Annotated in this window: 19 protein-coding genes and 1 pseudogene; 15 read left to right on the top strand and 5 right to left on the bottom strand. The window is 73.7% G+C overall.

The window, feature by feature from the left end; all coding sequences use genetic code 11:
• Nucleotides 1-63: 63 nt before the first annotated feature.
• The 4 genes from Saso_RS26355 to Saso_RS26340 all read left to right on the top strand — a co-directional run bounded on the left by Saso_RS26355 (nucleotide 64) and on the right by Saso_RS26340 (nucleotide 5297).
• The gene (locus Saso_RS26355; protein ID WP_189925042.1) at nucleotides 64-786 is read left to right on the top strand and encodes a hypothetical protein; all 723 of its coding nucleotides are present in this window, start codon (nucleotides 64-66) and stop codon (nucleotides 784-786) included.
• Nucleotides 787-979: 193 nt separating this feature from the next.
• The gene (locus Saso_RS26350) at nucleotides 980-3127 is read left to right on the top strand and encodes a DUF1996 domain-containing protein (RefSeq protein ID WP_189925044.1); all 2148 of its coding nucleotides are present in this window, start codon (nucleotides 980-982) and stop codon (nucleotides 3125-3127) included.
• Between the two features lie 186 nt (nucleotides 3128-3313).
• Complete coding sequence (locus tag Saso_RS26345; RefSeq protein ID WP_372442494.1) at nucleotides 3314-4705, top strand: diacylglycerol/lipid kinase family protein; 1392 nt, start codon at nucleotides 3314-3316, stop codon at nucleotides 4703-4705.
• On the top strand, nucleotides 4698-5297 hold the full coding sequence (locus Saso_RS26340) for a phosphatase PAP2 family protein (RefSeq protein WP_189924764.1): 600 nt from the start codon (nucleotides 4698-4700) through the stop codon (nucleotides 5295-5297). Before Saso_RS26345 ends, Saso_RS26340 begins: the two co-directional genes overlap by 8 nt.
• Nucleotides 5298-5403: 106 nt before the next feature.
• On the opposite strand, the gene Saso_RS26335 is transcribed toward Saso_RS26340, so the two are convergent.
• Nucleotides 5404-6036: a class I SAM-dependent methyltransferase gene (locus Saso_RS26335; protein WP_189924766.1), complete on the bottom strand. Its 633-nt coding sequence runs from the start codon at nucleotides 6034-6036 to the stop codon at nucleotides 5404-5406.
• Nucleotides 6037-6168: 132 nt separating this feature from the next.
• Between Saso_RS26335 and Saso_RS26330 the strand changes: the two genes are divergently transcribed.
• Nucleotides 6169-6342, top strand: coding sequence for a hypothetical protein (locus tag Saso_RS26330; RefSeq protein WP_189924768.1), 174 nt, complete (start codon nucleotides 6169-6171; stop codon nucleotides 6340-6342).
• A 66-nt stretch (nucleotides 6343-6408) separates the two neighbouring features.
• Here the strand turns inward: Saso_RS26330 and Saso_RS38960 are convergent, their stop codons facing one another.
• Both Saso_RS38960 and Saso_RS26320 read right to left on the bottom strand, forming a co-directional pair.
• Nucleotides 6409-8310 (bottom strand): C40 family peptidase, encoded by a 1902-nt coding sequence (locus Saso_RS38960; protein ID WP_307822255.1) that lies wholly within the window; start codon nucleotides 8308-8310, stop codon nucleotides 6409-6411.
• A 239-nt stretch (nucleotides 8311-8549) separates the two neighbouring features.
• Nucleotides 8550-8897, bottom strand: a complete 348-nt coding sequence (locus Saso_RS26320; protein ID WP_189924770.1) for a helix-turn-helix transcriptional regulator — start codon at nucleotides 8895-8897, stop codon at nucleotides 8550-8552.
• 128 nt (nucleotides 8898-9025) lie between these two features.
• Here Saso_RS26320 and Saso_RS26315 point away from each other — a divergent pair, with 128 nt between their 5' ends.
• From Saso_RS26315 to Saso_RS38955, 5 genes are all read left to right on the top strand, one after another.
• Nucleotides 9026-9958, top strand: a complete 933-nt coding sequence (locus tag Saso_RS26315; RefSeq protein WP_229901393.1) for an ANTAR domain-containing protein — start codon at nucleotides 9026-9028, stop codon at nucleotides 9956-9958.
• Nucleotides 9959-10061: 103 nt separating this feature from the next.
• Nucleotides 10062-11411, top strand: coding sequence for a transaminase (locus tag Saso_RS26310; RefSeq protein WP_189924772.1), 1350 nt, complete (start codon nucleotides 10062-10064; stop codon nucleotides 11409-11411).
• 25 nt (nucleotides 11412-11436) lie between these two features.
• On the top strand, nucleotides 11437-11877 hold the full coding sequence (locus Saso_RS26305; RefSeq protein WP_189924774.1) for an Lrp/AsnC family transcriptional regulator: 441 nt from the start codon (nucleotides 11437-11439) through the stop codon (nucleotides 11875-11877).
• A gap of 51 nt (nucleotides 11878-11928) precedes the next feature.
• Complete coding sequence (locus Saso_RS26300) at nucleotides 11929-12534, top strand: flavin reductase family protein (protein ID WP_189924776.1); 606 nt, start codon at nucleotides 11929-11931, stop codon at nucleotides 12532-12534.
• A gap of 24 nt (nucleotides 12535-12558) precedes the next feature.
• Nucleotides 12559-12963: a hypothetical protein gene (locus Saso_RS38955; protein ID WP_307822254.1), complete on the top strand. Its 405-nt coding sequence runs from the start codon at nucleotides 12559-12561 to the stop codon at nucleotides 12961-12963.
• 50 nt (nucleotides 12964-13013) lie between these two features.
• Here Saso_RS38955 and Saso_RS26290 read toward each other — a convergent pair whose 3' ends face one another.
• Together Saso_RS26290 and Saso_RS26285 are read right to left on the bottom strand one after the other, a co-directional pair.
• A complete protein-coding gene (locus Saso_RS26290; RefSeq protein ID WP_189924778.1) occupies nucleotides 13014-14000 on the bottom strand; it encodes an AraC-like ligand-binding domain-containing protein in 987 nt (328 codons plus the stop codon).
• 348 nt (nucleotides 14001-14348) lie between these two features.
• Nucleotides 14349-16604 carry an ATP-binding protein gene (locus Saso_RS26285; protein ID WP_189924780.1) on the bottom strand — a complete coding sequence of 752 codons (2256 nt, stop codon included), beginning with the start codon at nucleotides 16602-16604 and terminating at the stop codon, nucleotides 14349-14351.
• A gap of 340 nt (nucleotides 16605-16944) precedes the next feature.
• On the opposite strand from Saso_RS26285, the pseudogene Saso_RS38450 reads away from it, so the two are divergent.
• The 5 genes and pseudogenes from Saso_RS38450 to Saso_RS26265 all read left to right on the top strand — a co-directional run.
• Nucleotides 16945-17478: pseudogene (locus Saso_RS38450) on the top strand (hypothetical protein); the annotation flags it as partial.
• A gap of 57 nt (nucleotides 17479-17535) precedes the next feature.
• Nucleotides 17536-18885: a hypothetical protein gene (locus Saso_RS26280; protein WP_189925050.1), complete on the top strand. Its 1350-nt coding sequence runs from the start codon at nucleotides 17536-17538 to the stop codon at nucleotides 18883-18885.
• Entirely contained in the window at nucleotides 18882-20297 is a 1416-nt protein-coding gene (locus Saso_RS26275) for a VWA domain-containing protein (protein WP_189924781.1), read from the top strand. The genes Saso_RS26280 and Saso_RS26275 overlap by 4 nt, the downstream gene beginning before the upstream one ends.
• A gap of 134 nt (nucleotides 20298-20431) precedes the next feature.
• Complete coding sequence (locus Saso_RS26270) at nucleotides 20432-21556, top strand: ATP-binding protein (RefSeq protein ID WP_189924783.1); 1125 nt, start codon at nucleotides 20432-20434, stop codon at nucleotides 21554-21556.
• Entirely contained in the window at nucleotides 21553-24369 is a 2817-nt protein-coding gene (locus Saso_RS26265) for a DUF5682 family protein (RefSeq protein WP_189924785.1), read from the top strand. Before Saso_RS26270 ends, Saso_RS26265 begins: the two co-directional genes overlap by 4 nt.
• The last annotated feature ends 41 nt before the right edge of the window (nucleotides 24370-24410 follow it).

The following is a 24410-nucleotide window of genomic DNA, read 5'->3' as shown; positions in this document are numbered from 1 at the left end:
GTCGCCACATCCGGTGCCGGTGCGGGAGCCGCTGCCGGTGCTGCCGGGGCCGGGGCCGACGCCGTGCCGCGGGGCGGGGCGTTCTCCCGGGCGCTCGCGTTCGTCGGCCGCACGCTGCGGGGCGAGTGGTACGGCATCGTCGTCGATCCCCTGCGGCAGTTGCGCCGGCGCGGACCGGCCGCGCTGCTGCTCGCCTTCGTCGCCTGCGCCGGCGTCATCTTCTTCCACGCCATCGCCCAGCACCGCACGGGCGCGACCGCCGTCCGCGTGCTCGGCGGGGTCCAGGGCGACCTGCCCCTGTGGCTGGCGCTGCTGCGCACGCCCGTCTCCCTCTACGTCCCGGCCCTCGACCTCCCCGTGTGGGCGGGCATCACCCAGCTCTTCCTCGCCTTCGCCCTGGCCGAACTGGCCCTCGGCCGCCGCCGTACCCTCCTGATCGCCTACGCCTCCACCCTGGCCGGCACGCTGTCCGCGCGGGTGATGATGGCGATGGGGCCGGGACGGTGGGGCCTCGGACTGCCTCCCGAGATCGGCCAGGTGCTCGACACCGGCCCGTCCGCGGCGGTCGTCGGACTGTTCACCTATCTCTCGGTCGTCCGCCGCGCCCCGGTCGTCTTCACGCTCACCGGCGGCTCGATGGTCCTCGAGTCGATCGCCAAGCCCAATCTCGCCGGCCGTGAACACCTCATCGCGGTGGCCGCCGCCCTCGTCCTGGGCCTGCTCCACGAGCGCGGACGCCGCAGGCGGCGGGCCGCCGCGGGGACCCGGGACACGGCCTCCGCCTGAGATCTTGCTATGAATTCGTGGTGCGGCTGAACACTCCTGTGCCCGGTTGCGTATAGGGCCGGGGGACTTCATGCCCATGGCCGCCGACGACGTGTAGGAGCACTCCTTGGTACAGAACAGGCGCAGACGCCAGACGGGCGGACGCCGCGCGACCTTCGCGGCGTTGGCGCTCATTCTCGGCGGCGGCGGGCTCATGGCGGTGAACGTCTACGCCTCCGCCACGGAGGACGGCTCCGACGTCAACTCGGTGAAGCGGGGCGGCAACAGCGCCGTCACCATCGACTGTCCCGACGTCGGCGCACGGCTGACCGACGTCCCGGAGGAGGCCTCGCCCCAGGTCGCCCGCGAACTCGCCCTGCTGGACGAGCAGATCGCCGCCGCCTACCGCCAACTCCAGGAGTCGGCGGACGCGGTCAAGCAGGACGCCGGCTTCGCGGACAACGCGGTCATGAACCCGCTGAAGGAGAAGCGCGCCGCGACGATCCAGCGCATCGCGGAGGCCATCGACCGGGTCGGGGACCGCCCCGAGGGCCTGGACGAGCTCGCCGGCTGCACCCTGCGCGCCAACAACGACCAGGCCGACGAAGGCGCCGACGGCAACGGCGACGAGAACCAGAACGGCGACCAGGCGGGCGACGGCCAGAACGGCGACGGTCAGAACGGCGGCGGGAACCAGCAGGGCGGTCAGCAGGGCGACGGAGGTCAGCAGGGCGGTCAGCAGGGCAACGGCGGCCAGGCCGGCAACGGACCCGTGGCCGTGGACTACGCCGACATCAACAGCGTCCAGCCCGCTCGGCAGACCCCCGATCCCAGCTCCGGTCCCTCCCGCGGCACGTTCGTCACCAGTTGCGGCGTGAACGCGAACGGCCTGTTCAACTCCGACAACGTCATCGTGGCCCCGGGCGTCAGCAACGGCGCGCACCACTTCCACGACTACGTCGGCAACCAGTCCAACACCGCCTTCGCCTCCGACGACGACCTGGCGAAGGCCGGGACGAGCTGCGCGGACCAGGGCGACAAGTCCACCTACTACTGGCCCGTGCTGCGTCTCCAGAACGGCAGTCAGGAGCAGGACGCGCAGAAGCCCGGCGGCGGCATCGAGGGCAACGCCGGAAAGATCGTCACGCCCAAGGAGGTCACCCTGACCTTCGTCGGCAACCCGCGCAGCCAGGTCACCGCGATGCCGAGGCTGCTGCGCGTCATCACGGGCGACGCCAAGGCCTTCGTCAACGGAACGGCCAACGCCAACGCCTCCTGGAGCTGCACCGGCTTCGAGGACCGGCAGCTGAAGGACAAGTACCCGCTCTGCCCGTCCGGCAGCGACGTGGTGCGCACCTTCCGGTTCCAGAGCTGCTGGGACGGCGCCAACATCGACAGCGCCAACCACCGCACGCACGTGGCCTTCGCCGCCGCGGACGGCACCTGCCCGAACGGTTTCAAGGCCGTCCCGCAGCTGGTGCAGCGGATCGTCTACGACGTCGACGCGCCCAGCCTCCAGGACGGCGGGAAGACCACTCCGCTGTTCGCGGTGGACTCCTTCCCCGAGCAGCTGCACAAGCCGGTGACCGACCACGGCGACTTCATCAACGTCTTCGACGAGGGCCTGATGGGTCAGATGGTCGACTGCATCAACCAGGGCCGCACCTGCGGCGCCGGAGCCGGCGGCGGCAACGGCGGCGACAACGGCGGCAACGGCGGCAACGGCGGCAACGGCGGCGGCAACGGCGGCAACGGCGGCGGCAACGGCGGCAACGGCGCGGGCGGGGGCGACAACGGCGGCGCCGGTGGCGACAACGGCGGTAACGACAACGGCGGCGCCGGTGGCGACAACGGCGGTAACGACAACGGCGGCGCCGGTGGCGACAACGGCGGTAACGGCGGCAACGGTTCCGGCGGTAACGACAACGGCGGTAACGGTGCCGGTGGGAACGGCGGCAACGGTTCCGGCGGGGGTGCGCAGGAGCCGTCCCAGGCCCCCGAGGCGCCGGTGACCACGGAGCCCGCCCAGGGCGGCAACGGCTCAGGCGGCGGTAACGCCACCACCGGGCCCCGCGTCTACACGAAGCCCTCGGCCAAGGCGGCCGGCACCACGCCCGCGGCCGGTTCTGGCGGCGAGATCGGCGCCCCGGCGACGTCTCCCGCCCCCGCTGCCGAGCAGTCGCAGAGCGCGGCGGGCGCGGGCTCCGACACCGGGATCCCCGGCGGCGGCATCGAACCCCAGGCGGTCCAGACCGGCGGCCTCGCCGAGACGGGCGCCAACCTGTGGCCCGCGGCCGCCGGAGGGTTGCTGGTGATCGCCGGCTTCACCGTCCTGTTCCGCAACGCACGGCGCAAGTACTAGAGCACGGCCACAGCACCGGGGGCCCGTCGGACTGCCGACGGGCCCCCGGTGCTGTGGCGTGCGCCGCGACACCGGCACGAACACGGCGGGCCACGGTCACATACCGGCGCCGTGCCGTGGACAATTGATCGGTAACGTCGGCGTTGTCGACGCGCTAAGGGGGCCTCGGAGCATGGCGGGCACACGGTGAACGAGACACGTAGGACCAAGTGGGCGCTGCCGCACGTCGGCTCGGCGCAGCGGGACGCGGTCTCCCGCGCGCGGGGCTGGGCACGGCTCGCGCTGGTACTCCTCGCCGGCTGCGTCGCGGTGGTGATGGCGGGTGCCGGCTCCGGCGGCTGGCTGATCCTGTTCATCGGATTCGTCCTCCTCGCGCTGGCCGGCGCCGGCGTGTGGTGGATGCTGGCGCACCGCGGCGGCGCCCGGCTGCTCGGCGGGACGCTGGCCGTCACCGCGCCCGTGGCGGTGCTGGTGCTGTACGCCACGTCGGGCCTGTGGCCGGTGGCGGTGGGCGCCCTCGGCCTGTGGGCGGGGGCACTGGCCTCGGCCAGGGCGGCGCTGCGCAGCGTGCGCCGCCCCAAGGGCACGCACGGCCGGAAGACCCCGCCGCCGCGCAGACCCGTCCTGATCATGAACGTGCGCTCGGGCGGCGGCAAGGTCGTCAAGCACGGCCTCGTGGAGCGTGCCGAGGCGCTCGGCGCCAAGGTGGTCCTGCTGGGCACCGACGGCGTCCACACGGACCCGGAGGCGGAGGCCCGCCGTGCCGTCGCGGAGGGCGCGGACCTGCTCGGTGTCGCGGGCGGCGACGGCACCCAGGCGCTGGTCGCGGCCGTGGCCGCCGAACACGGCCTGCCCTTCCTGGTGATCGCGGCCGGCACCCGCAACCACTTCGCGATGGACCTCGGCCTCGACCGCACGGACCCCACGCTCAGCCTCGACGCCCTCACCAACGGCGTCGAACTGCGGGTGGACCTCGGGGACGTCGCCGGGCGGGCGTTCGTCAACACCGTCTCCTTCGGTGCGTACGCGGAGATAGTGCAGAGCCCCGACTACCGCGACGCCAAGGCCGCCACCGCCCTGGACCACCTGCCCGACCTGCTCCAGGGCGAGGCCGGCCCGACCCTGGACGTCCGCACGGACGACCTCCATGTGCACGCCCCGCAGGCGCTTCTCGTCAGCAACAACGCCTACGCGCGCGCCGACCCCCTCGGCGGCGGACGCCGTCCCCGGCTCGACGCCGGTGTGCTCGGCGTGATCGGCGTGCGGGTGGAGGGCGCGGCGCAGGCCGCCGAACTGGCGCTGCTCGGTGAGCGCGCGGGCAGCATCACCTCGGTCACGTCACGCCGTGTCGTCGTCGAGGCCGACCGGCCGCGCATCGCGGTGGCCGTCGACGGCGAGGCGCTCGAGCTGGCCACCCCCGTCGTGTGCACGGTACGGCCCGCCGCGCTGCGGGTACGCGTGCCGAGGCACCGCCCGGGCGCGACCTACGCGCCCCCCACGGTCGACTGGCGGCGCATCTTCCGCCTGGCGCTCGGCCACCCCGATCACCGATCGATCAAGGAGTCCTACGATGTCTGACAGCCGGCCCAAGCCCGGCCTCGGTCTGGTCCGTGACCTGGTCACCATGGACCAGGCGCTGTACGAGACGGTCACCGTGACCAGAACGCCGACGCTGGACACCGCGCTGCGCCGGCTGTCGGCCGCCGCCGACCACTCCAAGCTCTCCTTCACCGTGGCCGCCGCCCTGGCGCTGCGCGGTGGGCGTCCGCGCCGGGCCGCCGCGCTCGGTGTCGCGGCCATCGGTGTCGCCTCGGCGAGCGCCAACCTGCTCGGCAAGAAGCTCGTACGCCGTCCGCGGCCGCACCGCGCCGAGGACTCGCCGTTCCCGGGGCGGCACGTGCCGATGCCGCACTCGGCGTCGTTCCCCTCCGGGCACACCGCCTCGGCCGTGGCCTTCGCGGCCGCCGTCGGTCCGAGTCTGCCGGTCTCCGCGGTCCCGCTGGGCCTGCTCGCCTGCGCGGTGGGCTACTCGCGGATCCACACCGGAGTGCACTACCCGGGCGACGTGGTGGCCGGGGCGCTGCTGGGCACGGGCTCGGCGGCGGTGGTCCTCGCGCTCACCTCGGGCAAGGTGGGCCCGCGCGGCCTGCGACAGCTCCTGGGGGCCTGAGCGGCTCTGGAGCCCCGGGGACACGGCCGGCTTCCGGACGGGCCCGCGGTCACCGAGCGTGCCGCGGGCCCGGCCCGATGACGGGCCCGGCGGGTGATGCCGACGTCTACGGCCTGCCGCAGTGGAGGAAGAGATGCGGCTCCGGTACGGCGTCGGGGTGGTCCGGGGTGAAGAACGTGTCCTCCCGGGCCAGCACGGTCAGACCCGCCCCGGTGACCACGTCGACGAGGGCGTCGGCGGCGAAGCTCGTCACCCGCACGGGCTGCCCCATGAAGACGGCGTCGACCTCCACCACGTCCAGCGGCACGGTGGCGAGCACCAGGCTGCCTCCGGTCCGCAGTGCGCGAGCCAGCCGCCCGACGGTCTCGCGCTGCTGCGTCCGGTCCAGTTGCAGCAGCGAGAAGTACACGCAGACCGCGTCGAACGAGCCGTCCTCCAGGGGGAGTTCGCGCACGTCGGTGCACCGGAACTCCGCCCCGGGCACCTGCCGGGAGGCCAGCTCCACCATGACCGGGGAGACGTCGACGCCGAGCACGTGATGGCCCGCCCCGGCGAGGGTCTCGGCCGTGGGCCGTCCCGTCCCGCTGCCGACGTCCAGCACCCGCGAGCCCGGGTCGAGCCGTCCGAGCAGCCATTCCAGGGATCTGCGGTGCGCCTCGGAGTGCGCGAACGCCTGTTCGTACACGGCGCCCAGCGCGTCGAAGACCCGCGCCGCCCGCCGCCCGTCGTCGTCGCTCATGAAGAGGGTTCCCTTCTGGCCGGAATCGCATTTTCCGCTACCGTAAGTAACATGATCCAATCCTCTTGACGCGGGCCCTACTGGTGAGTAGCCACGGCCCCGGGTAACCGTCGTTTCGTTCGGAGGACCCCCATGCCCTCGCCTGAGGACGCCCTGCAAGTCTCCCGTACCGCCTACGAGGAGCACGCGCGCACCTGCCGCCAGTGTCACTTCGACATGGCGCCGTGCGCCGTCTCCAAGCACCTCCTGCGCGCCTACAACAACGCCAGGAGGGCCCAGGCGCGGTCGAACACCGCCGTGCACTGAGAGCTACGTTCCCCCGGTCGGCCGGGGTGACGGCAACCCGCCCGGAGCCGGGCGGGCCGGACGGCGTCAGGCGGGCCGGACGGCGCCGCGCAGGGCGCCCTCCCCGAACGGCAGGATCGCCTCCTCGCGGATGGACGATCCCGGACCCGGGGCGTGGATCATCATGCCGTTGCCCGTGCACAGGCCCGTGTGGCGGAGGTCGTCGAAGAAGAAGACGAGGTCGCCGGGGCGCAGTTCGGCCAGGCTGATCCGGGTGAAGGCCTTCGCCTGGTCGATCGCGGAGCGCGGCAGTGTCACACCGGCGGTCCGCCACGCGGCCTGGGTGAGGCTGGAGCAGTCGTAGGACTCCGGCCCGGTCGCCCCCCAGACGCAGGGCCGGCCTATCTGCGCCCGCGCGAAGGCCAGGGCCTTGTCCGCCTTCCCCAGGTATCCGGTCCCGGTGGCACGGGCCGTGACATCGGTGGGCGGCACGGGCACGGGCATGGGCAGGGCCTCGGGCAGCGGAGCGGCGACGACCGCGACCGGGGAAACGGCGAGGTGGCCGGTGCCTCCGGTGAGCAGGTCGGCCATCGCCCCCTGCGGGCCGGGCGTGTTCACCGTGGGTGCCGACAGCACGGACGGCGCGGACAGCACGGATGCCGCGGGAGGCATCGACGGCGCGAAGCCGGCGGCCGGATAGGCGGGGTCGGGCAGGCCGAGCGGCAGTTCGGCGGGTGCGTAGCCGGACGGCGGTGCGCCGAGGCCGGGTTCGGACATCGCGTAGGCCGGGGCCGGCGGCGCGGCCGCCACGAGCGGGCCCGCACCGGGGACCACGAGGCCGGACTCCGTCGCCATCAGGCCCGGGTCGGCCATCGGATAGCCGTACGGCGGTGTGCCGCCGCCGAGTTCCGGCGCCGGATAGCCGGGCATGGGCGCGGCCGCGACCGGAACCGCGGCGGGCGCCGCGGGGAAGGCGGCACCGGGCGGCGGGAAGCCGGAGTCCGCTGCCGGGAAGCCGGACGCGGCCGTGCCGAAGCCGAGTTCACCCGTGGTGAGGATCGGGTCCGGACCCATCGCCCCGGTCGAACCCGTCGCCCCGGTCGAACCCGTCGCGGCGGCCGGTCGTCCGGCCCAGGCGGCCGTGATCTCGGCGCGGAACGCCTGCTGCTCCGCCGTGTCCCAGGGCTGCTGCACCGCCGGCGCTTCCACCGGCTGCGCCCCGACCGCGGGCAGGGCGGCGGTGGGAGCGGGTGCCATGAGCGGAGAGGTCAGGGGCGAGGCCGCGGAGGGCGGGGACTGCACCGGAAGGGCCTGCGCGGTCGGCAGCTGCACCGGCAGGGACTGCGTCTGCGCGGACGGTGCGGGCTGTGCGAGGGCGCGGGCCAGCAGGTCCCGGGCCGCGCCGAGCTTGCGCCCGATCTGTTCCTTGTTCTTCTTGAGCGATGCCTGCCGGTCGGCGGGCGCGGCGGCGGGGGAGTCGGCCTTGGAAGGGGCGCCCGCGGGAGCGGGAACGGCGGGCAGCAGGGCCCTGGGCTCCTCCTGGCGCGGCTCGGGTGCGGCGGGAAGAGCGGCGACGGGCCGCGCGGTCAGTTCGGGGACCCGCCGGGTCGCCGCTTCCAGCTCCTTGACGACGGAGCTTTCGGCCGGGGGCCGTTCGGGCGTGCTCGCCGGGCGCGCGGGACGGGACGGGCGGGCGGGCTGACGGTCGCTCGGCAGTACCGCGGGCACCGTCGGCCCGATGCGGTCGCGGGCCACGTCGAACCACTGCTTGGCCACCGCGTCGAGCGACGGATCGGCCGATCCCCGGCCGCCGTTGGCGACCGAGGCGCCCGTACCGCGTGAACGGCCCGACATGGCGCGGGTCATGTTGTAGGTGCCCGTGTCGGACTCGGCGCGGTCGTAGAGCGAGTTGACCCGTTGCTGGATCTCCGCCCGGCTCGGCTCGTCGATGTTGCTGCCTGGGGAGCGCGGGCTGCGATCCGTCGCCATGGAAGACGTACTCCTTCCGTGCTCCGCCTTTCGTACGGCGGAGGAATCCGGGCCACCCCGCTTGCGGGCGCCCCCAAGCCCCCTGCCCTGAAGGGCAGTCGAACGGCCTGGGCGTCAACTTAACCAACTTGTGTGGCTGGCGTGAAGATTGAAGTGGTAAATGTCCGATACGTATTCGTGACCTTCGTCTCTCGCCGCGCCGCCCCGTGCGCCGCGCCGCACGGACCGTCGCGCGCCGGTCACGAACGGCGGTCGCGGGCGCGGGTGTCCGGGTGTTCGGCGCGGCCCGCCTCGTCGCGGGCCAGCAGGGACAGTAGGGCCGCCACGCTCAGTCCCGCCTCGGCGGGATGGCGCAGCACCTTGCCGGCCTGTATCCGGTAGACGTTCCCGCGCCCCTCCTTCGTGTGGGACAGGTATCCGTCCTGCTCGAGGTCGGCGATGATCTTCTGCACCGCCCGCTCGGTGAGCCGGCAGTGGGCGGCGAGGTCCCTGATGCGGGCGCTGTGGTTGTCGGCGATGGCGGCCAGCACGCGGGCGTGGTTGGTGAGGAACGTCCATCCGTTGTGTGGCTCAGGCACTCCTTCCATGAGGCGATGATACGGCCGGACATTCATGTAAACAAAAGCATGAAGTTCATTTCATGTATCACTTGACGTGCGACCAGCGACGAGTGAATCTGGACGGGACAGGTGTGAAGTGACCGAGGGAGGCGGTCATGTCGGAACCGGCTTGTGACGTGAACGCGGGAGACGGGGTCGTGCGGGGTGGCGCGGAGGCCGGCGGTGCGCACTGCACCGCTGTCGCGCCGGCGCCCGAGATCGCCGTCCGACCGGACGGGGACCGTGTCGTCGTGGCGGTACGCGGTGAACTCGACCTGGACGCCTCCGAGCAGCTCGGGCACGCCCTGGGCGCGGCCCTCGGAGCCGCGGTGCGCGGTGTCGACCTCGAACTCGAAGGCGTCGGGTTCTGCGACTGCTCGACGCTGAACGTGCTCCTGGAGATGCGAAGGCAGGGGCTGGAGCAGGACAAGACGGTCGTCCTGCGCACCGTCGGTCCCGCGGTCGCGCGACTCCTCGCCCTCACCGGCACCGGGACGCTGTTCGACGCCCCGGACCCCGGTGTCCCGTACCCCGGTGTCCCGGGCGCCGACGTCCCGGGCCGCGGTTTCCCGGGCCCTGACGGGAACGGCAGCGGTGACGTGGGCGGCGCCACCCGCGCGGCCGACGTGGACGGCTCGGCCGATTCGGCTCCCGGTGCCGCCGCGGGGCGTGCCCGGGCCGCGGCGGACGGCGACGCCCAGGGTGCCCGCCGGGCGGGACGCGACGACGCGGGGCCCGTGTTCCCCGGGAACCTCGCCCTGGACGACCTGCGCGTCGAGGTCGCCCAGTTGAGGCGTGCCATGCGGACCCGCCCGGTCATCGACCTCGCCCGGGGCATCCTCATGGCGTCCTTCGGTCTGGGGGTGCACGAGGCCTGGCGGGTCCTGGTCCTGGCCTCGCAGAACACCAACACCAAGCTGCACCACCTCGCCCACGAGCTGGTCGCCGCCGTGCTGGGCGAGGCGCCCGGTGCCGGCGTGCGGGAGCAGGTGGCCTCGGCGGTCGCCCTGGTCAGGACGGAGGTCGCCACGGCAGGCCGTGGCGAGTGAATCGAGCGTCGCTGCGATCGATCCAGTTGCCAACCCTTGAGATGGCAGCCCTTTCGGTCGTAGATTGACGGTATTCACTCGTCCCTCGGATCCGGGGTGTGCCATGGACCGTGCCCGACTGCGTCAGCTGCTCGCCCGCGAGAGCGCGGACGCCGAGCGGCTCAACCCGCGCTCCCGGGCCGCCTACGGCCGGGCCGAGCACCTCTTCGGCCGGGTGCCGATGACCTGGATGAACAAGACGGCCGGCGCCTTCCCCCGGTACCTGGAGTCGGCCAGGGGCGCCCGGGTCCAGGACATCGACGGGCACGAGTACATCGACTTCTGCCTGGGCGACACCGGCGCCATGGCCGGTCACTCGCCCGCGCCCGTGGCCGAGGCCGTCCGGCACCGCTTCACCGTCCTCGGGGGCGCGACCGCGATGCTGCCCACCGAGGACGCCGAATGGGTGGGCGCCGAGCTGACCCGTCGCTTCGGGCTGACCCGGTGGAGCTTCTCGCTGACCGCGACCGACGCCAACCGGTGGGCGATCCGGCTGGCCCGCGCGGTCACGGACCGTCCGAAGATCCTGGTCAACAGCTACTGCTACCACGGCAGCGTCGACGAGTCCCTGATCGTCACGGGCCCCGGAGAACGCGGCAGCGCCCGCCCCGGAAACGTCGGCGCCCCCTGCGACGTCACCCTCACCAGCCGGGTCGCCGAGTTCAACGACCTGGATCAGCTGGAACGCGAACTCGCCCACGGTGACGTGGCCGCCGTCCTGATGGAGCCCGCCCTCACCAACATCGGCATCGTGCTGCCCGAACCCGGCTACCTGGCGGGGGTCCGCGAACTGACCCGCCGCCACGGCACCCTCCTGATCAACGACGAGACGCACACCTTCTCCGCGGGCCCCGGTGGCTGCACCGGCGCCTGGCAGCTGGAGCCCGACGTGCTCACCATCGGCAAGGCCATCGGCGGAGGCGTCCCGGCCGGCGCCTACGGTCTCTCCGCCGAACTGGCCGACCGGCTGCTCGGCCGCGACGACCTCGACCTGGTCGACATGGGCGGCGTCGGCGGCACCCTCGCGGGCAACGCCCTGTCCGTCGCCGCGACCCGCGCCACGCTCGAGCACGTCCTGACCGACGAGGCGTTCGACCGGATGCACGCCCTGTCCGCGCGCTTCGAGGCCGGAGTGCGGGCCGGCATCGAACGGCACGCCCTGCCCTGGTCCGTCAGCCGCCTCGGGGCCCGCACCGAGTACCGCCTCACCGACCCCGCGCCCCGCACCGGCACCGGGGCCGCCGCGGCCGGCGACACCGAACTGGAGGACTACCTCCACCTCTATCTGGCCAACCGGGGCATCCTCCTCACCCCGTTCCACAACATGGCCCTCATGTGCCCCGACACCACCGAGCGGGACGTCGACACGCACACCGGGCTCTTCGCCGCGGCCCTCGCCGAGCTGGCCGGCTGACCCCACCGACGAGAAGGGACACGGCGTGGACGAGATCGACCGGGCCATCCTGCGTGAACTCCAGAGCGACGGACGCATCGCGTACGCCGACCTCGGCCCGAAGGTCGGCCTGTCCGCCTCCGCGGCCCGGCAGCGACTGCAACGCCTGCTGGACTCACGGGCCGTCCAGGTCGTCGGCGTCACGGACCCGATGGCCATGGGCGGCCAGGCCATGGCCCTGCTCGGCATCACCGCGGCGGCCGACCCGCGGCCCGTCGCCGACGAACTGGCCGCCCATCCCGAGGTCGTCTACTCCGTGCTCACCTCGGGAGGCTTCGATCTCTTCGCCGAGGTGGTCAGCCCCACCGCCAAGGAGCTGCTCGACTTCGTCAACGACACCGTGCGGCAGATCGAGGGCGTGAGCGACGTACGGTCGTTCCCGTACTTCGCCATCCACACCCACCGCTTCCTCTGGGACGTGGGCTGACCGGAGGGCCGATTCCGCTTCGCCGGGACCGGTCGGGTAGAACTGGCCGACATGCGCGTTGACTACGATCCCGGCTCCCTGCCCGCGGGAGACTTCTACCGACTGCTCACGGCCGTCGTCGTGCCCCGGCCCATCGCCTGGGTGTCGACCCTGGCGGCCGACGGCACCGCCAACCTCGCCCCGCACTCCTTCTTCACCGTCGCCTGCACCGATCCGCCGATCGTCCAGTTCACCTCCGTCGGACGCAAGGACTCGCTGCGCAACGTCGAGGCCACCGGCGAGTTCGTGGTCAACTTCGCCGCCGAGCCGCAACTCGACCAGATCAACGCCACCGGCACCGACTTCCCCCCGCACGAGGGCGAGTTCGACGCCGTGGGCATCGAGCGGGAGCCCTCGCTGCGAGTGCGGCCGCCCCGGGTGGCCGCCTCGCCCGTGGCCCTGGAGTGCCGGCTCCACTCCACGCTGCGCATCGGCAACTCCACGCTGGTCCTCGGCCAGGTCGTGCACGCGGCGGTCCGCGAGGACGTCGTCGTCGACGGCCACCCCGACATCCGGCGTCTGCGGCCCCTGTCCCGGCTCGGCCGCAACGAGTGGGGCACCACCGGCGAGGTCCACGACCGGGCCCGTATCGCCTACCGCGACCGGCCCCCGTCCTGACCGCTCCGCTCCTATGATCGGAGCATGACGGAATCCAGCACGAGGTCGTCCGGAACGAACGCGGTGGCGCGGGCCGTGCCCGGGAACGCCGGCGGCGACGGTTCCTGGCGTTCCCTGTGGTCGAAGAACTCGGCGCTCTCGATCGGCTCGGTCGACTCGTTCCTGTCCATCGGTTCCGTGGGCAGTTCCCTGTCCGTCGCCTCCGTCGGCAGCTTCCTGTCCCTCGGGTCCGTCGGCTCCGCCGTCTCCTTCGTCTCCGCGGGTTCCTGGCTGAGCGCGGGCTCGGTGCTGTCCGCCCGCTCGACCGGCTCCGTGCTGTCGTGGCGCTCCCGCGGCGGGATCTGCGCCGTCGGCACGGCGGCGGTCACGGTCGCCGGGACCCTGCTCCTGTGCGCCCGTACGTCGGACCGACGGCGTTCCGCGGGCTGAGGCGAGCCGGTCCCGTACGGGCACAGGCCGGCCGCGGTGACCCGGCCGGCTCAGCCCGCCGGGACCAGTTCGTCCCGTGCCTCACGCCACTCGCGCGGGGAGAGCCCGTACGCGGCGCGGAAGACCCGGCTGAAGTGGGCCGGGTTGGCGAAACCCCACCGCTGCGCGACCGCCGACACCGGGGGAGCCGAGACGGCGGCCCGGCGCAGCTCGCGGGCGCACCGCTCCAGCCGGCGCTGCTGGATCAGCCGGGACACGGTGACGCCCTCGCCCTCGAAGAGCCGGTGCAGATAGCGCACCGAGATGTGGTGCGCCGCCGCCACGCTCCCCGGGGACAGCCCCGGGTCGGCCAGATGGCGGTCGATGTGGTCGCGCACGCGCAGGACGAGATGTTCCCCCTGGCTGGCCGCGGGCGTCACGTCACCCCGGATCCGCTCGTCGACCAGCGTCGCGACGAGGTCCACCACGCCCGCGGCCAGCCGGCCGGCGACGGCCGGGGCGCAGGGCGGCACCGAGGCGGTCAGCGGCGCCAGGAAGTTCGCCAGCAGCGCGCCGAACCCCTCCGTCCCGGTGATCGCGGTCCCGGTCACCCGGCGCAGGTCCTCCTCCGCCACGCCGAGCGCCCACCGCGGCATACGGACGGCCCGGTGGGCGAAGCGCTCCGGAAAGTCCAGGGAGTACGGCCGGCCCGTGTCGTAGACCATGAGGTCGCCCTCCTCCACGAGGGCCCGCCGGCCGTCCTGGAGCAGGGTCGCGGTGCCCGCCGTCTGGAGACCCACCACCACATGGTCCGCGGCCGGGGCGGGAGCCGCGGTCGCTCCCGCCAGATGGGCGGCGGTGCGGCTCACGCGCTGTGCGTCGGCCTCGATCGTGGTGATGCGCAGATGGCCCAGTCGCTCGGTGCAGACCCGGCCCTCGAACGGACCGCCGTGCCGCACGGTGACGGCCATCGGCGCCAGTGCCCTGCCCACCGCCTCCCGCCAGTACGCGGGCCGCTCCGACTCGGGAACCGAAGCGGTCGTCATCACCAGGGCCACCCGGCCCTCCTCTCCACCTGTACGAAAACCGGCGGAGAGGGGGCGGACGGCGGCCCGTCCTCCCCGCCGTCACCAGCCAAGCAGCGGTGGCCGACGGGCTCCAGGCAGGAAGCAGGCAGAAACACTCACGGCGCCTCCCCGCCGTCGATCCGGGCACGGCAGCGCTCCCCGTCAGCCCCACGGGACGCCGGATGTGCGCTGTGGGAACAGTGCCGTGCGCTCCGGGACAAGACGCGGCAGGCACGGGGGAGCAGGATGGAGGACACGACGAGGGGCACCGCCCGTCGGCGGCCCGCGCCGCCCCGCCCCCGTCCCCGTGTCGCGGCGGACCGGGGACGGGACGCGGGGTCAGGGCGCGCCGAGACCCGCGAGGAGGTCACGGGCCTCTCCGACGGGACGCGGATCGGCGTGGTCACCGAGCGAGACGCAGCGCGCGAGGGCCGCCCGTGCCTCCCGCGGTCGTCCGGCGGACAGCAGCGCCCTGCCGAGATGGACCAGTTGACGGCTCTCCAGGGCCGTGTTGCCGCTCGCCCGGCAGATCTCCACGGCGGTGGTCTGCTGCTCCACCACCTCCGGCCAGCGCTCCAGCGCCGCGAGACAGCTGCCCAGACCCGCGCGCAGCCCGATCCGCGTGACGTCGGCGATATGCGGTTCCAGCCGGTCGCTGACCTCCTCCAGGAAGGCGAGCGTCTCCTCGTAGAAGGCGTGCGCCTCCTCGGTCCGCCCCAGCTTCTCCAGGACGATGGCCCGCCCGTGCCGGGCCTGGAGCCCCCCGTGCAGATCGCCCACGCTCTCGAACAGGGCGGCCGCCCGGCGCAGATGGTCGGCCGCCGGCCCGAGGTCCTCGAGCTGCTGGAGCGCCCAGCCGCGGTACATGTGCGCCCAGGCCTGCTGTCCGGCGTCGCCCGCCCGCTCGGCGACGGTCAGCGCCTCGGCGGAGCGCAGCAGACTGTCCTGGTGACGGCGTTCGCACACGAGGAGCGCCCACGCGTGGTAGTTGAGCATGGTGGCCTCCACGGCCGGGTCGTCCAGCGTGCGCGCGCAGCGCGCGGCCGTCCCGAACACCTCCGGCCAGTGCCCCCAGAAGATCCACTGGTCGGAGAACCAGTGCAGTGCCTCGGCCACCTCGACCACGGCCGCGTGCTCACCGGCCGCCTCCGCCGCGCGCAGGGCCGCCAGCCAGTTGGCGCCCTCCGCCTGGAGCCAGGCACGGGCCAGGTCCGCCGTGGACAGGTCCACCGTGCCCCGCCAGGTGGGCGGGGGAGCGCCGTGCCCCGGCTCGAACCAGCGGCCGGCGACCACCGCCGTCTCCAGCAGCCAGCGGAACAGGGCGCCACGGGCGTCCTCCGCCTCCCGCGCGCCCTCCTCGTCCGCCAGCCGGGTGCGGGCGTACAGCCGCAGCAGGTCGTGCAGGCGGTAGCGGTCCCCGTCGGTCCCCAGCAGACCGGTCTCGACCAGCTCCTCCAGGGTGTCCTCGGCGTCGAACAGCGGCTGACCGGTGAGCCGCGCGGCCCCGGCCGCCGCCGTGTCCTGGCCGGGGACCAGGGCGAGACGCCGGAACAGCCGGGCGGCGGCGGGCGTCAGCTGACGGTAGGAGAGGTCGAAGGCCGCCGCCACCCGCACGTCCCCGGCGGCCAGCGCGTCCAGCCGCCGCTCCTCGACGGCGAGGCGGTCGGCGAGCCGGCGCACGCTCCAACCGGTACGGGTGGCCAGCCAGTTGCCCGCCACCCGCAGGGCGAGCGGCAGATGCCCGCAGCGCTCGGCGACATCACCCAGGGCGGCCGGATCGGCCGACGCCCGGTCGGCTCCGACGAGCGAGGCCAGGAACTCGGCGGCCTCCGCCGGGCTCAGTTCACCGAGCGGCAGCCGGTGCACGCTGTCCAGCCCGGTCAGCATGCGCCTGCTCGTCACGACCACCATCCCGGCGCCCGCGGCGGGCAGCAGCGGACGCACCTGCGCCTCGTCGCGCGCGTTGTCCAGCACGAGCAGACAGCGCCGTTCGGCCAGCAGCTGCCGGTACAGGGCCGGGTGGCCCTGCGGACCGGCCTGGGCGAGATCCCGGTCGGCGACCTGGAGGGCCTTCAGCACCCGCAGGACCAGCTCGGCGGGAGACGGCGGATCGTCGTCCGTGCCCCGCAGGTCGAGGAGCAGTTGCCCGTGCGGAAAACGGTCGGCCAGGCGACGGGCCGCGTGCAGCGCCAGCGTCGTCTTTCCGGTCCCGGGCGGCCCGGACACCGCCACCACCACCGGCTGGGCGCCCGCCTCCCGCTCCGCGAGCTCCGCCAGTCGCGCCAACTCCTGCGCCCGGCCCACGAAGTCGTCGACACCGCGCGGGAACGCCCGCACGCCCACCGGGCTGTACCCGGTGCCGCGTCCGGCCCGCGCGGCCGTCAGCAGCCGCTCCCGCGGCGCTTCCGCCAGGCCCAGACCGTCCGCGAGCGCGGCGACCGTCCGGCGCTGCGGCGCCGCCCGTCGCCCGCGCTCCAGGTCCCCGATGCCCCGCACGCTCACGCCCGACGCCTCGGCCAGCCCCTCGATGGTCTGCGACGCGGCCAGCCGGAACTCCCTCAGCAGCTCCCCGAATGCCGCCTGCTCCCCGCTCAACCCTGCCCTCCAAGTCGACATGCCCCTGCCGTCGCCCCCGAGCATGATCATCGGAAGTCTAGGAGAACCGGGCCACCCGGGCCCGAACCGACCGGTATGCGGACGACCCGCGTGACCGCCTCGCGCGATGTGCCGCCGACGGCCGGCCCAGGGCCCTCCGGCATCGCGGAAGCGGTTCCCCGCGGGCCGGACGGGCCGTCGGGCGTCGGGCGTCGGGCGTGCCGTCCCGTCGTCCCAGTCGTCCCGGACGCGTTGTCAGTGGTCGCCGGTAAGTTCGTCGTTGTCGCGCCGCTCCGGCGCGGCGACCCCCCTGTCCTGCGCCGATTCGGCGTGCGGAGCCCTGTGCCGCAGCAAAGGAGATGGTGCGTTGTCCGACTGGGAGAAGTCGAGTACGGCCCGGGTGGTGCCGCCCGCGCGGCCGCGCAAGCTCGCCAAGGTCCCCTTCGTCGAACTGGCCGACGGACGGCTCCAGGGCGTGGTCTCCAGCGGCTCGGACATCGAGCGGGTCTACGTCTCGTCGGTCGCCGCCGGCACCTACGCCTTCGCGTGCAGCACCAACAACAACCGTCCCTGCGGCGGCGCCCGGGGCTCATTCTGCAACCACATCCGCGCGCTGATCACCGAAGCCGTGCTCCAGTACGGCGCCGGCCGCGTCGCCCGCTACCTGCGCGTCGAGCCCGCGGGCGGCACGCAGGCGGACGCCGCCGCCCTCACCGCCGCGATGACCGGCACCCACCCGCCCCGGGGCGACGGCAAGGCCGCCGCCGCACCCGTCTTCAGCCGGTTCCTGCGCCACCTGGCCTACCTGGAACTGCCCGCGGTGACCGCCCCGCTGCCGGAACTCCACTGGTTCCCGCCGACCCGCGCGAGTGCCGGCCCGCAGTCCTCCCCGGCGGCCGGCGCGGACCGGCCCGCCGGTTCCGACGAGCCGCTGGACGAGGCACTGGCGGCGGTCGACGCCTTCGACCGCGCCCTGGAGGGCGGCCTGCTGCGCCCCGGGCCCGGGAGCGTGACCGGACTCGGCGCGCTCGCCACCGCCGTCGCCGGCAGTCCGCTGGCCGCCCCGGTCGCCGAGGCCGCGGGCAAGGCCTCGGCGGGAGCCGCGGGCGAGGACCACTTCGTCGCCCTCGCCGCCGCCCGCACCGCCCTGCTGGGCGCCGTCCACGACGCGCTCACGGCCGACGCCGACGAGATCACCGGCCGTACCCGGGAGGAGAGGGAGGCCGCCCCGCCCGCCGACTCCCCGTCGGTCAACCTGCTGGCCGCCGCCCGCACCTGGCTCTCGGAGGTCGCGCGCGCGGGCTGGCGGGGCATCGACCACGAGCTGGCGAGCGGGGCCGCGCCCGTCGTCTCCGCGATGCTGCCGGACCCCGCGCTGCGCCGTCTGGCCACCCTGCTGGACGGGTTCGCCGCCGAACTCGCCGCCTCCTGCCCCGGCGCCACCCTGGAACGGATCCCGGCCCGCCGCTGGGCCGACCTGTGGTCCCGGGCCCTGCTGCTGACCCGGCCCGGCGCCGCCGGCCGGCCCGCCGCCGCGACCGCCACCGGCCGTCTGCTGCCCCTCGGCATGGATCTGCACGAGCACGCCACCGCGGTGCAGGCCCAGGTCCACGCGGTGTTCGAACCCGCCGACGGCGGCCCGCCCCGCCTGGTCCGCGCGAGCGTGTCGGTGCCCAAGCCGGACACGGTCGTCGAGGCAGGCGTCTGGCAGCTGCTGCGCCCGCACCTGTCGCTGCTCACCGCCGTGGGCGAGGGACGGGCGATGCACCTCGACGCCATGCCCCTCACCGACGAGGGCGACCTCGTCTGGGACGACGCACGGGCCCGCGCGGGCGACCCGGCCGACGCCCTCGCCACCGCGCGGGTCGTCCTGCCCGCTGCCACCGCCCTGCCCACGCAACCCCTGGACCGGCACCCCGTGCGCATCGCCGAACCGGTGTTCCTGGAGGGCTACGACAGCGCACAGGACGGCGACACGCTCACGTTCACCGTCGCCGGTCGCACGTTCCCCGTCGACACCGACCGCATCCCCACCGCGGGCCCGCTCACCCCCGAGGCCGTCGCGAACTCCGGCGCCTGCGTCGCACTGCTGCGCTGGGACGGCGGCTTCCGCCTCCAGCCGCTCGCCGTCGAGACCACCGTGCGCCGCAAGGCCGTCGCCCTGCACGCGGGCGCGTGGGCCGGCGGCACCACCGACAAGGCCGGCGTCCGCGCCGAGAAGGCCGCCACCGACGCCATGACCGTCCTGCGCGAACGAGCGGGAAGGCTGCTGCGCAAATGAACGAGCCCGTGCCGCACGCCGTGCCCGACGACAACCGGCGCCAGGTCCTCTACTGGCGGCTGCTGGCCCGTCTCTTCGACCCCGAGGAGCAGCCCGGACTGGAATCGGTGAGCCTCGCCGTCGTGGAGGACATCGGGCTGCCGCCCGCGCTGCTGGACCCGCAGACCGCCGTCGACTCCATCGTCCAGCGCCACCCGGAACTGGAGGCCGAGTTCGACGGCCTGATGACCCCCGAGGCCGAGGCCGCCGACCGGGACGGCGGTACGGCCACCGAAGCCGAAGCCGAAGCCGACACCGGGTCCGGGGGCCGTGGGGCGCGGGACCGGGCGGCGGAGGTGCGGCGCGCCGCCCTCGTCTCCAAGGTGCTGCTCAACGTCTTCTCCACCGGCTCGGGCGCCGTCAGCGCCGGACAGCTCTCCCGCTGGCAGGGCGACGCCGGCTGGCTGGAGCGGGCGCTCGGCTGCCGTCCGGGGGAGCTGCGCAGCGGCCGCGGCCCGGCGTCCGACGGTGGGCTCCTCCCCGCGCTCGGTCCCGAACTCGGCGCCATCGAGGCGGACCTCGTCCGCCGCATGCACCTGCGCGAGGTCCTGGCCGACCCCGCGCTGGCGGCACGGCTCACCCCGAGCATGTCGCTGATCGAGCAACTGCTGCGGGACAAGAACAACCTCTCCGGGGTCGCCCTGGCCAACGCCAAGGCGCTGATACGCCGCTTCGTCGACGAGGTCGCCGAAGTACTGCGTACCCAGGTGGAGAAGGCCACGGTCGGTGAGCTGGACCGCTCGGTCCCGCCCAAGCGCGTGTTCCGCAACCTCGACCTCGACCGCACCATCTGGAAGAACCTCACCAACTACAGTCCGGAAGAGGAACGCCTCTTCGTCGACCGCCTCTACTACCGCCACACCGTCCGCCGCACGACACCGCAGCGGCTCGTCGTGGTCGTGGACCAGTCGGGCTCGATGGTCGACTCCATGGTCAACTGCACGATCCTGGCGTCGATCTTCGCGGGTCTGCCCAAGGTGGACGTGCACCTGATCGCGTACGACACCCGCGCCATCGATCTCACCCCCTGGGTGCACGAGCCGTTCGAAGTGCTGCTGCGGACCAAGCTGGGCGGCGGGAACGACGGTCCGGTCGCCATGGCCATGGCCCGGCCGAAGATCGCCGAGCCCAAGAACACGGCGCTGGTGTGGATCTCGGACTTCTACGAGTTCGACCGCTCCCAGCCGTTGTTCGAGGGCATCGAGGAGGTCCACCGCTCCGGCGTCCGGTTCATCCCCGTCGGCTCGGTGACCAGCTCCGGACGGCAGGAGGTCAACCCCTGGTTCCGGGAACGGTTCAAGGCTCTCGGCACACCGGTGATCTCCGGTCACATCGGCAAGCTCGTCCACGAACTCAAGACGTTCCTGACCTGACCTGACCTGACCTGACCTGATCTGGCGGGCGGGGCTCGGCTCCGCGCCCGCGCCCGTCCTCTCGGAACTCCCCCTTTTCTGCCGCCGCCCCTCTTCTCCTTGTCACGCTTCCCTGTTCACCGAAAGGCCCTCCGATGTCCGACCTGCTGCGTGCCCCCGCCGAAATCAAGTACGCCGAGGAACTCGACTGGCTGGAGTCGGTCGACGACGACCCCAAGCCGTTCTCGTGGCGGCTGTCCCCGAAGATGGTCCGTCTCTTCGTCCTCGGTTCCGAGCGCGCCGACGGCCTCGAGCGGGAGATCGCCCCGAAGTGGTTCGGCGACCGCAGCTTCGTCGAACGGTCCATCGTCACCCTCGCCTCCGACCGCGGTCTGCTCCTGATCGGCGACCCGGGTACCGGCAAGAGCTGGCTGGCGGAGCTGCTGGCGGCCGCGATCTCCCGCAACTCCACGCTGGTCGTGCAGGGCACGGCGGGCACCACCGAGGACCACATCAAGTACTCGTGGAACGTCTCGATGGTCATCGCCAGGGGGCAGTCCCGCGAGTCGATGATCCCGTCGCCGATCATGACGGCGATGGAGACCGGCGCGATCGGCCGTTTCGAGGAACTGACCCGCTCCACCAGCGACGTCCAGGACGCGCTGATCTCGATCCTGTCGGAGAAGTACATCTCGGTCCCGGAACTGGGCAGTGACCAGGACAGCGACAACATCGTGTTCGCCAAGCCGGGCTTCTCGGTCATCGCCACCGCCAACAGCCGTGACCGTGGCGTCAACGACCTCTCCTCCGCCCTCAAGCGCCGCTTCAACTTCGTGCGGATCCCGGTGGTGACGAACAAGAAGAGCGAGGCGGAGATCGTCCGGTTCCGCACCGAGGAACTGCTGCGCCGCCACCGGATCGAGCTGGACGTCCCGCCGACGCTGCTGGACGTGCTGCTGCGCAGCTTCGCCGACCTGCGGGCCTCCTCGGTCGCCGCCGGCAGCGACGACGAGAAGCTCGAGTCCGCCCTGTCCACGGCCGAGCAGATCGGCGTGCTGGAGGACGCCGTCCTGCACAGCAACTTCTTCGGCGAACGCGTCCTGACCGCCCGTACCCTCGCCTCCTCCCTCGTGGGTTCCCTGGCCCGGCGCGCACCCGAGGACCTCGCGATCCTCAACAAGTACCTGCACGGCGTCGTCGAGCCGCGCGGCAAGGAAGAGGGCGGTTCCTGGCCCGAGTTCCTCGAAGGCGGCCGCGACGCGATCGCGACCCTGTCGTGACCGGCGCCCCCGACGCCCCGTTCGCCGCCCTGCGCTCCCAACTCCAGGACGCGGCCGCCACGTTCGCCGACGGACCCGGCGCCCTGGAGGGCATCCTGCGGGGCATCGTCGACGACGTCGAACGCGCGGTGGGCGAACCCCTGGAGATCTTCCCGGTCTGCCATCACTCACCCGCCTCGGCCATCGCCATGGCGCGGCGGCTGCGCGAGAAGCAGCCGAGGACGGTCTACCTGGAGCTGTGCGAGGACATGGCGCCGCTCCTGACCGAGCTGCGCAACTGCCGTCTGCCGGTGGCCGTCCAGTCGTTCGCCAGCGAGATCGAGGGCTTCCCCGCCGACTGGGCGCCGCTCTCCGTGGTCGCGCCGGTCACCGAGGCCTCCGCCGAGTACCAGGCCATCGCCTACGCCCTCGACACCCCCGGCGTCGAACTCGTCCTCGTCGACCGTTCCTCGGACCACGTCTTCCAGTGGGAGACCGCACCCGACGGCGGAACCGGCGACGATGGAGACCCCGACGCGCCCGAGGAGGCCGAACAGACCGCCCTGCACGGGGACGCCGTGGGCGTGGAGATCGGCGACCTGCGCCCCCGCTTCGCCGAACTGGAGGAGCACCTGCTGCGCCACGGCCGGGTGCGGCACTGGTCGGAGTGGTGGCACCAGTACGTCGAACTGCCCCTCGGGGACAGCGATCACGACACCTACCGCCAGGTCATGCTGCTCATCGGCAGCCTCTTCCGCCGCCTCGCCCCCGGGGACCCCGGCAAGGTGCGCGTCGACGAGGACCGCGAGCGGTACATGTGGACCCGGATGCGCGAGCACCTCGCCGCCACCGGCACCGACCCCGCCGACTGCCTCTACGTCTGCGGCGCCTTCCACGCGGCCAGCCGGGTCGCGGAGTTCGGTGTCCACGGCAGCGACACGTTCACCATCAGCCCGCCGAGCGGCACCGAGTGGCGCCACGGCCTGATCCCCTCCAGCCACGGCGCGATCGAGGCGCAGTTCGGGCTGGCGGCCGGGTCCGTGTCCATCGCCGCGACGGAATGGGCGAAGAACGTCAAGCGCACCGGAGTCCGGCCGTTCCGGCTGGAGGGCCAGGCGGGCACCAGGAGCGCGCGGCCGAAGAAGGCCCTCGCGGCGACGGCACCCGCGCACCCCGTCCCCGTGCCGGCCGCCGACCGGCTCACCGGCTTCCTCCAGCGGCCGCCCGCCCTCGACGCCCTCGACGAGGCCGAACTGCTCGGCTGGTCCGTCGAGATCGTGCGCGCCGCCCGCCGCAACGGCTACCTCGCCTCCACCGCCGACGCCATCGCCGTCTTCGAGACGTCGATCCTGCTCGCCGGTATGCGCGACCGGGCCAAGCCGACGCCGTACGACTTCCAGGACGCGGCGGTCACCTGCATCGAGAAGGACTCCGTGCCGGGCCGGCGGGACGTGGGCCGGCTGGTCGAGATCATGATGGGAGGCGACCGCGTCGGCCAGGTCGGTTACGACGCGCTGCCGCCGCTCGCCCGTGACGTGCACGACCGGCTCGCCCCCCTGGAGCTGAGACTCCAGCAGCGCGGTGTGCAGCGCGCGCTGCTGGACATCGCCTCCCGCCCCGAACTCGCCCGCTGTTCCGACCTGCTGTGGATGCTGCGTCGCCTGCTGCCGCAGGGCGCGGCCCGGACCGTCATGGGAGAACGGCGGCTGGGCGAGCGCTCCATCCAGGAGTCCTGGGACCTGGCCCTCGGCACCCACCAGCGCGCCCTCATCGAGCTGGGCTACGAGGGCGTCAGCGTCGAGCAGGTGCTCGAGCAGCGCCTGCGGCGCGTCGCGTACGCCCCGCAGGCCACCGCGGCCCAGGTGCTGGAGGCCGTCGAGGACGCCACGCTCTATCTGCGCAGCCGTCGTCTCGCCGACGAGCTCGGCACCCGGGCCCTGGAGGTGCTGGCGGGCGAACGCAGCGTCGACGGCGCGCCGGAGGTGCTGCGCCGGGTGCGCCGGCTGCTGGCCCACTACCGGACCTCGGAACCGGTGCTCCCGCCGTGGATCGAGTCCTTCGTCAAGACCGGTTACGCGCACTACTGCACTCTGCTGCCGACGGCGTTCACCGACGACGACGCGACGGTCCGCCAGGTCGCGGCGATGCTCGGTTTCCTGTTCGGGATGGAGGGCCTGGCCCTGTCCCTGGGCTGCGACCGCACCCAGCTCGAACTCGCCCTCGCCCAGTCCCATCCGACGGACCCCGCCCGCACCGCACTGCTCTGGGCGGCGCAGACCCATCTGGGCACCCTGCCGAGGGAGGTCCTGCGGGAGCGCTGTGCCGAGTTGCTGGGCAATCCGCTGGTGGTGCCGGCCTATCCGCGCTACCTCAGCGGGTTCGTGCACGCGCTGGAACCGGTCCCGCACCTCGCGGACTTCGTCGTGGAGGCCGTGTCGAACGCGTTCGCCCTGCTTCCCGACGCGGTGCTGCTGCCGTGGCTGCCGACCCTCATCACCACCCTGCGGGCCGGCGGCGCCGAGCTGGCCCCGCTGCTGATCCGCGAGGCCGGCCGGGTCTTCCCGGCGCGCCTCGCCGAGCTGGACGCCTGGGTACCGCCGTGGCGGCTCCCGCAGGAACCGCCGGCGCCGCCGGCCGGGCAGGCCGCTGCCACGGGCGGTGTGTCCCTCCTGGCCGAGCATCCCGGTACCTGTGACGCGCTGGCGCGGCTGCTGGGCTGCGAGGGGACGTGGCGGACGGGCGGGGCCACCCCGTCCGGGGCGGTTCTGCTCGCCCGCCACCCGCAGACCGCCACGGCGCTGGAGGCGCTGCTGGCCGTCGGGCGGCACGGCTGACACACGCATCTGCCGCCCGGGCCCCGGGAAAACCCAGCGGG

Source organism: Streptomyces asoensis (genome assembly GCF_016860545.1).
Taxonomy (GTDB): Bacteria; Actinomycetota; Actinomycetes; order Streptomycetales; family Streptomycetaceae; genus Streptomyces; species Streptomyces asoensis.
This window is presented reverse-complemented; position numbering and strand designations above follow the sequence as displayed.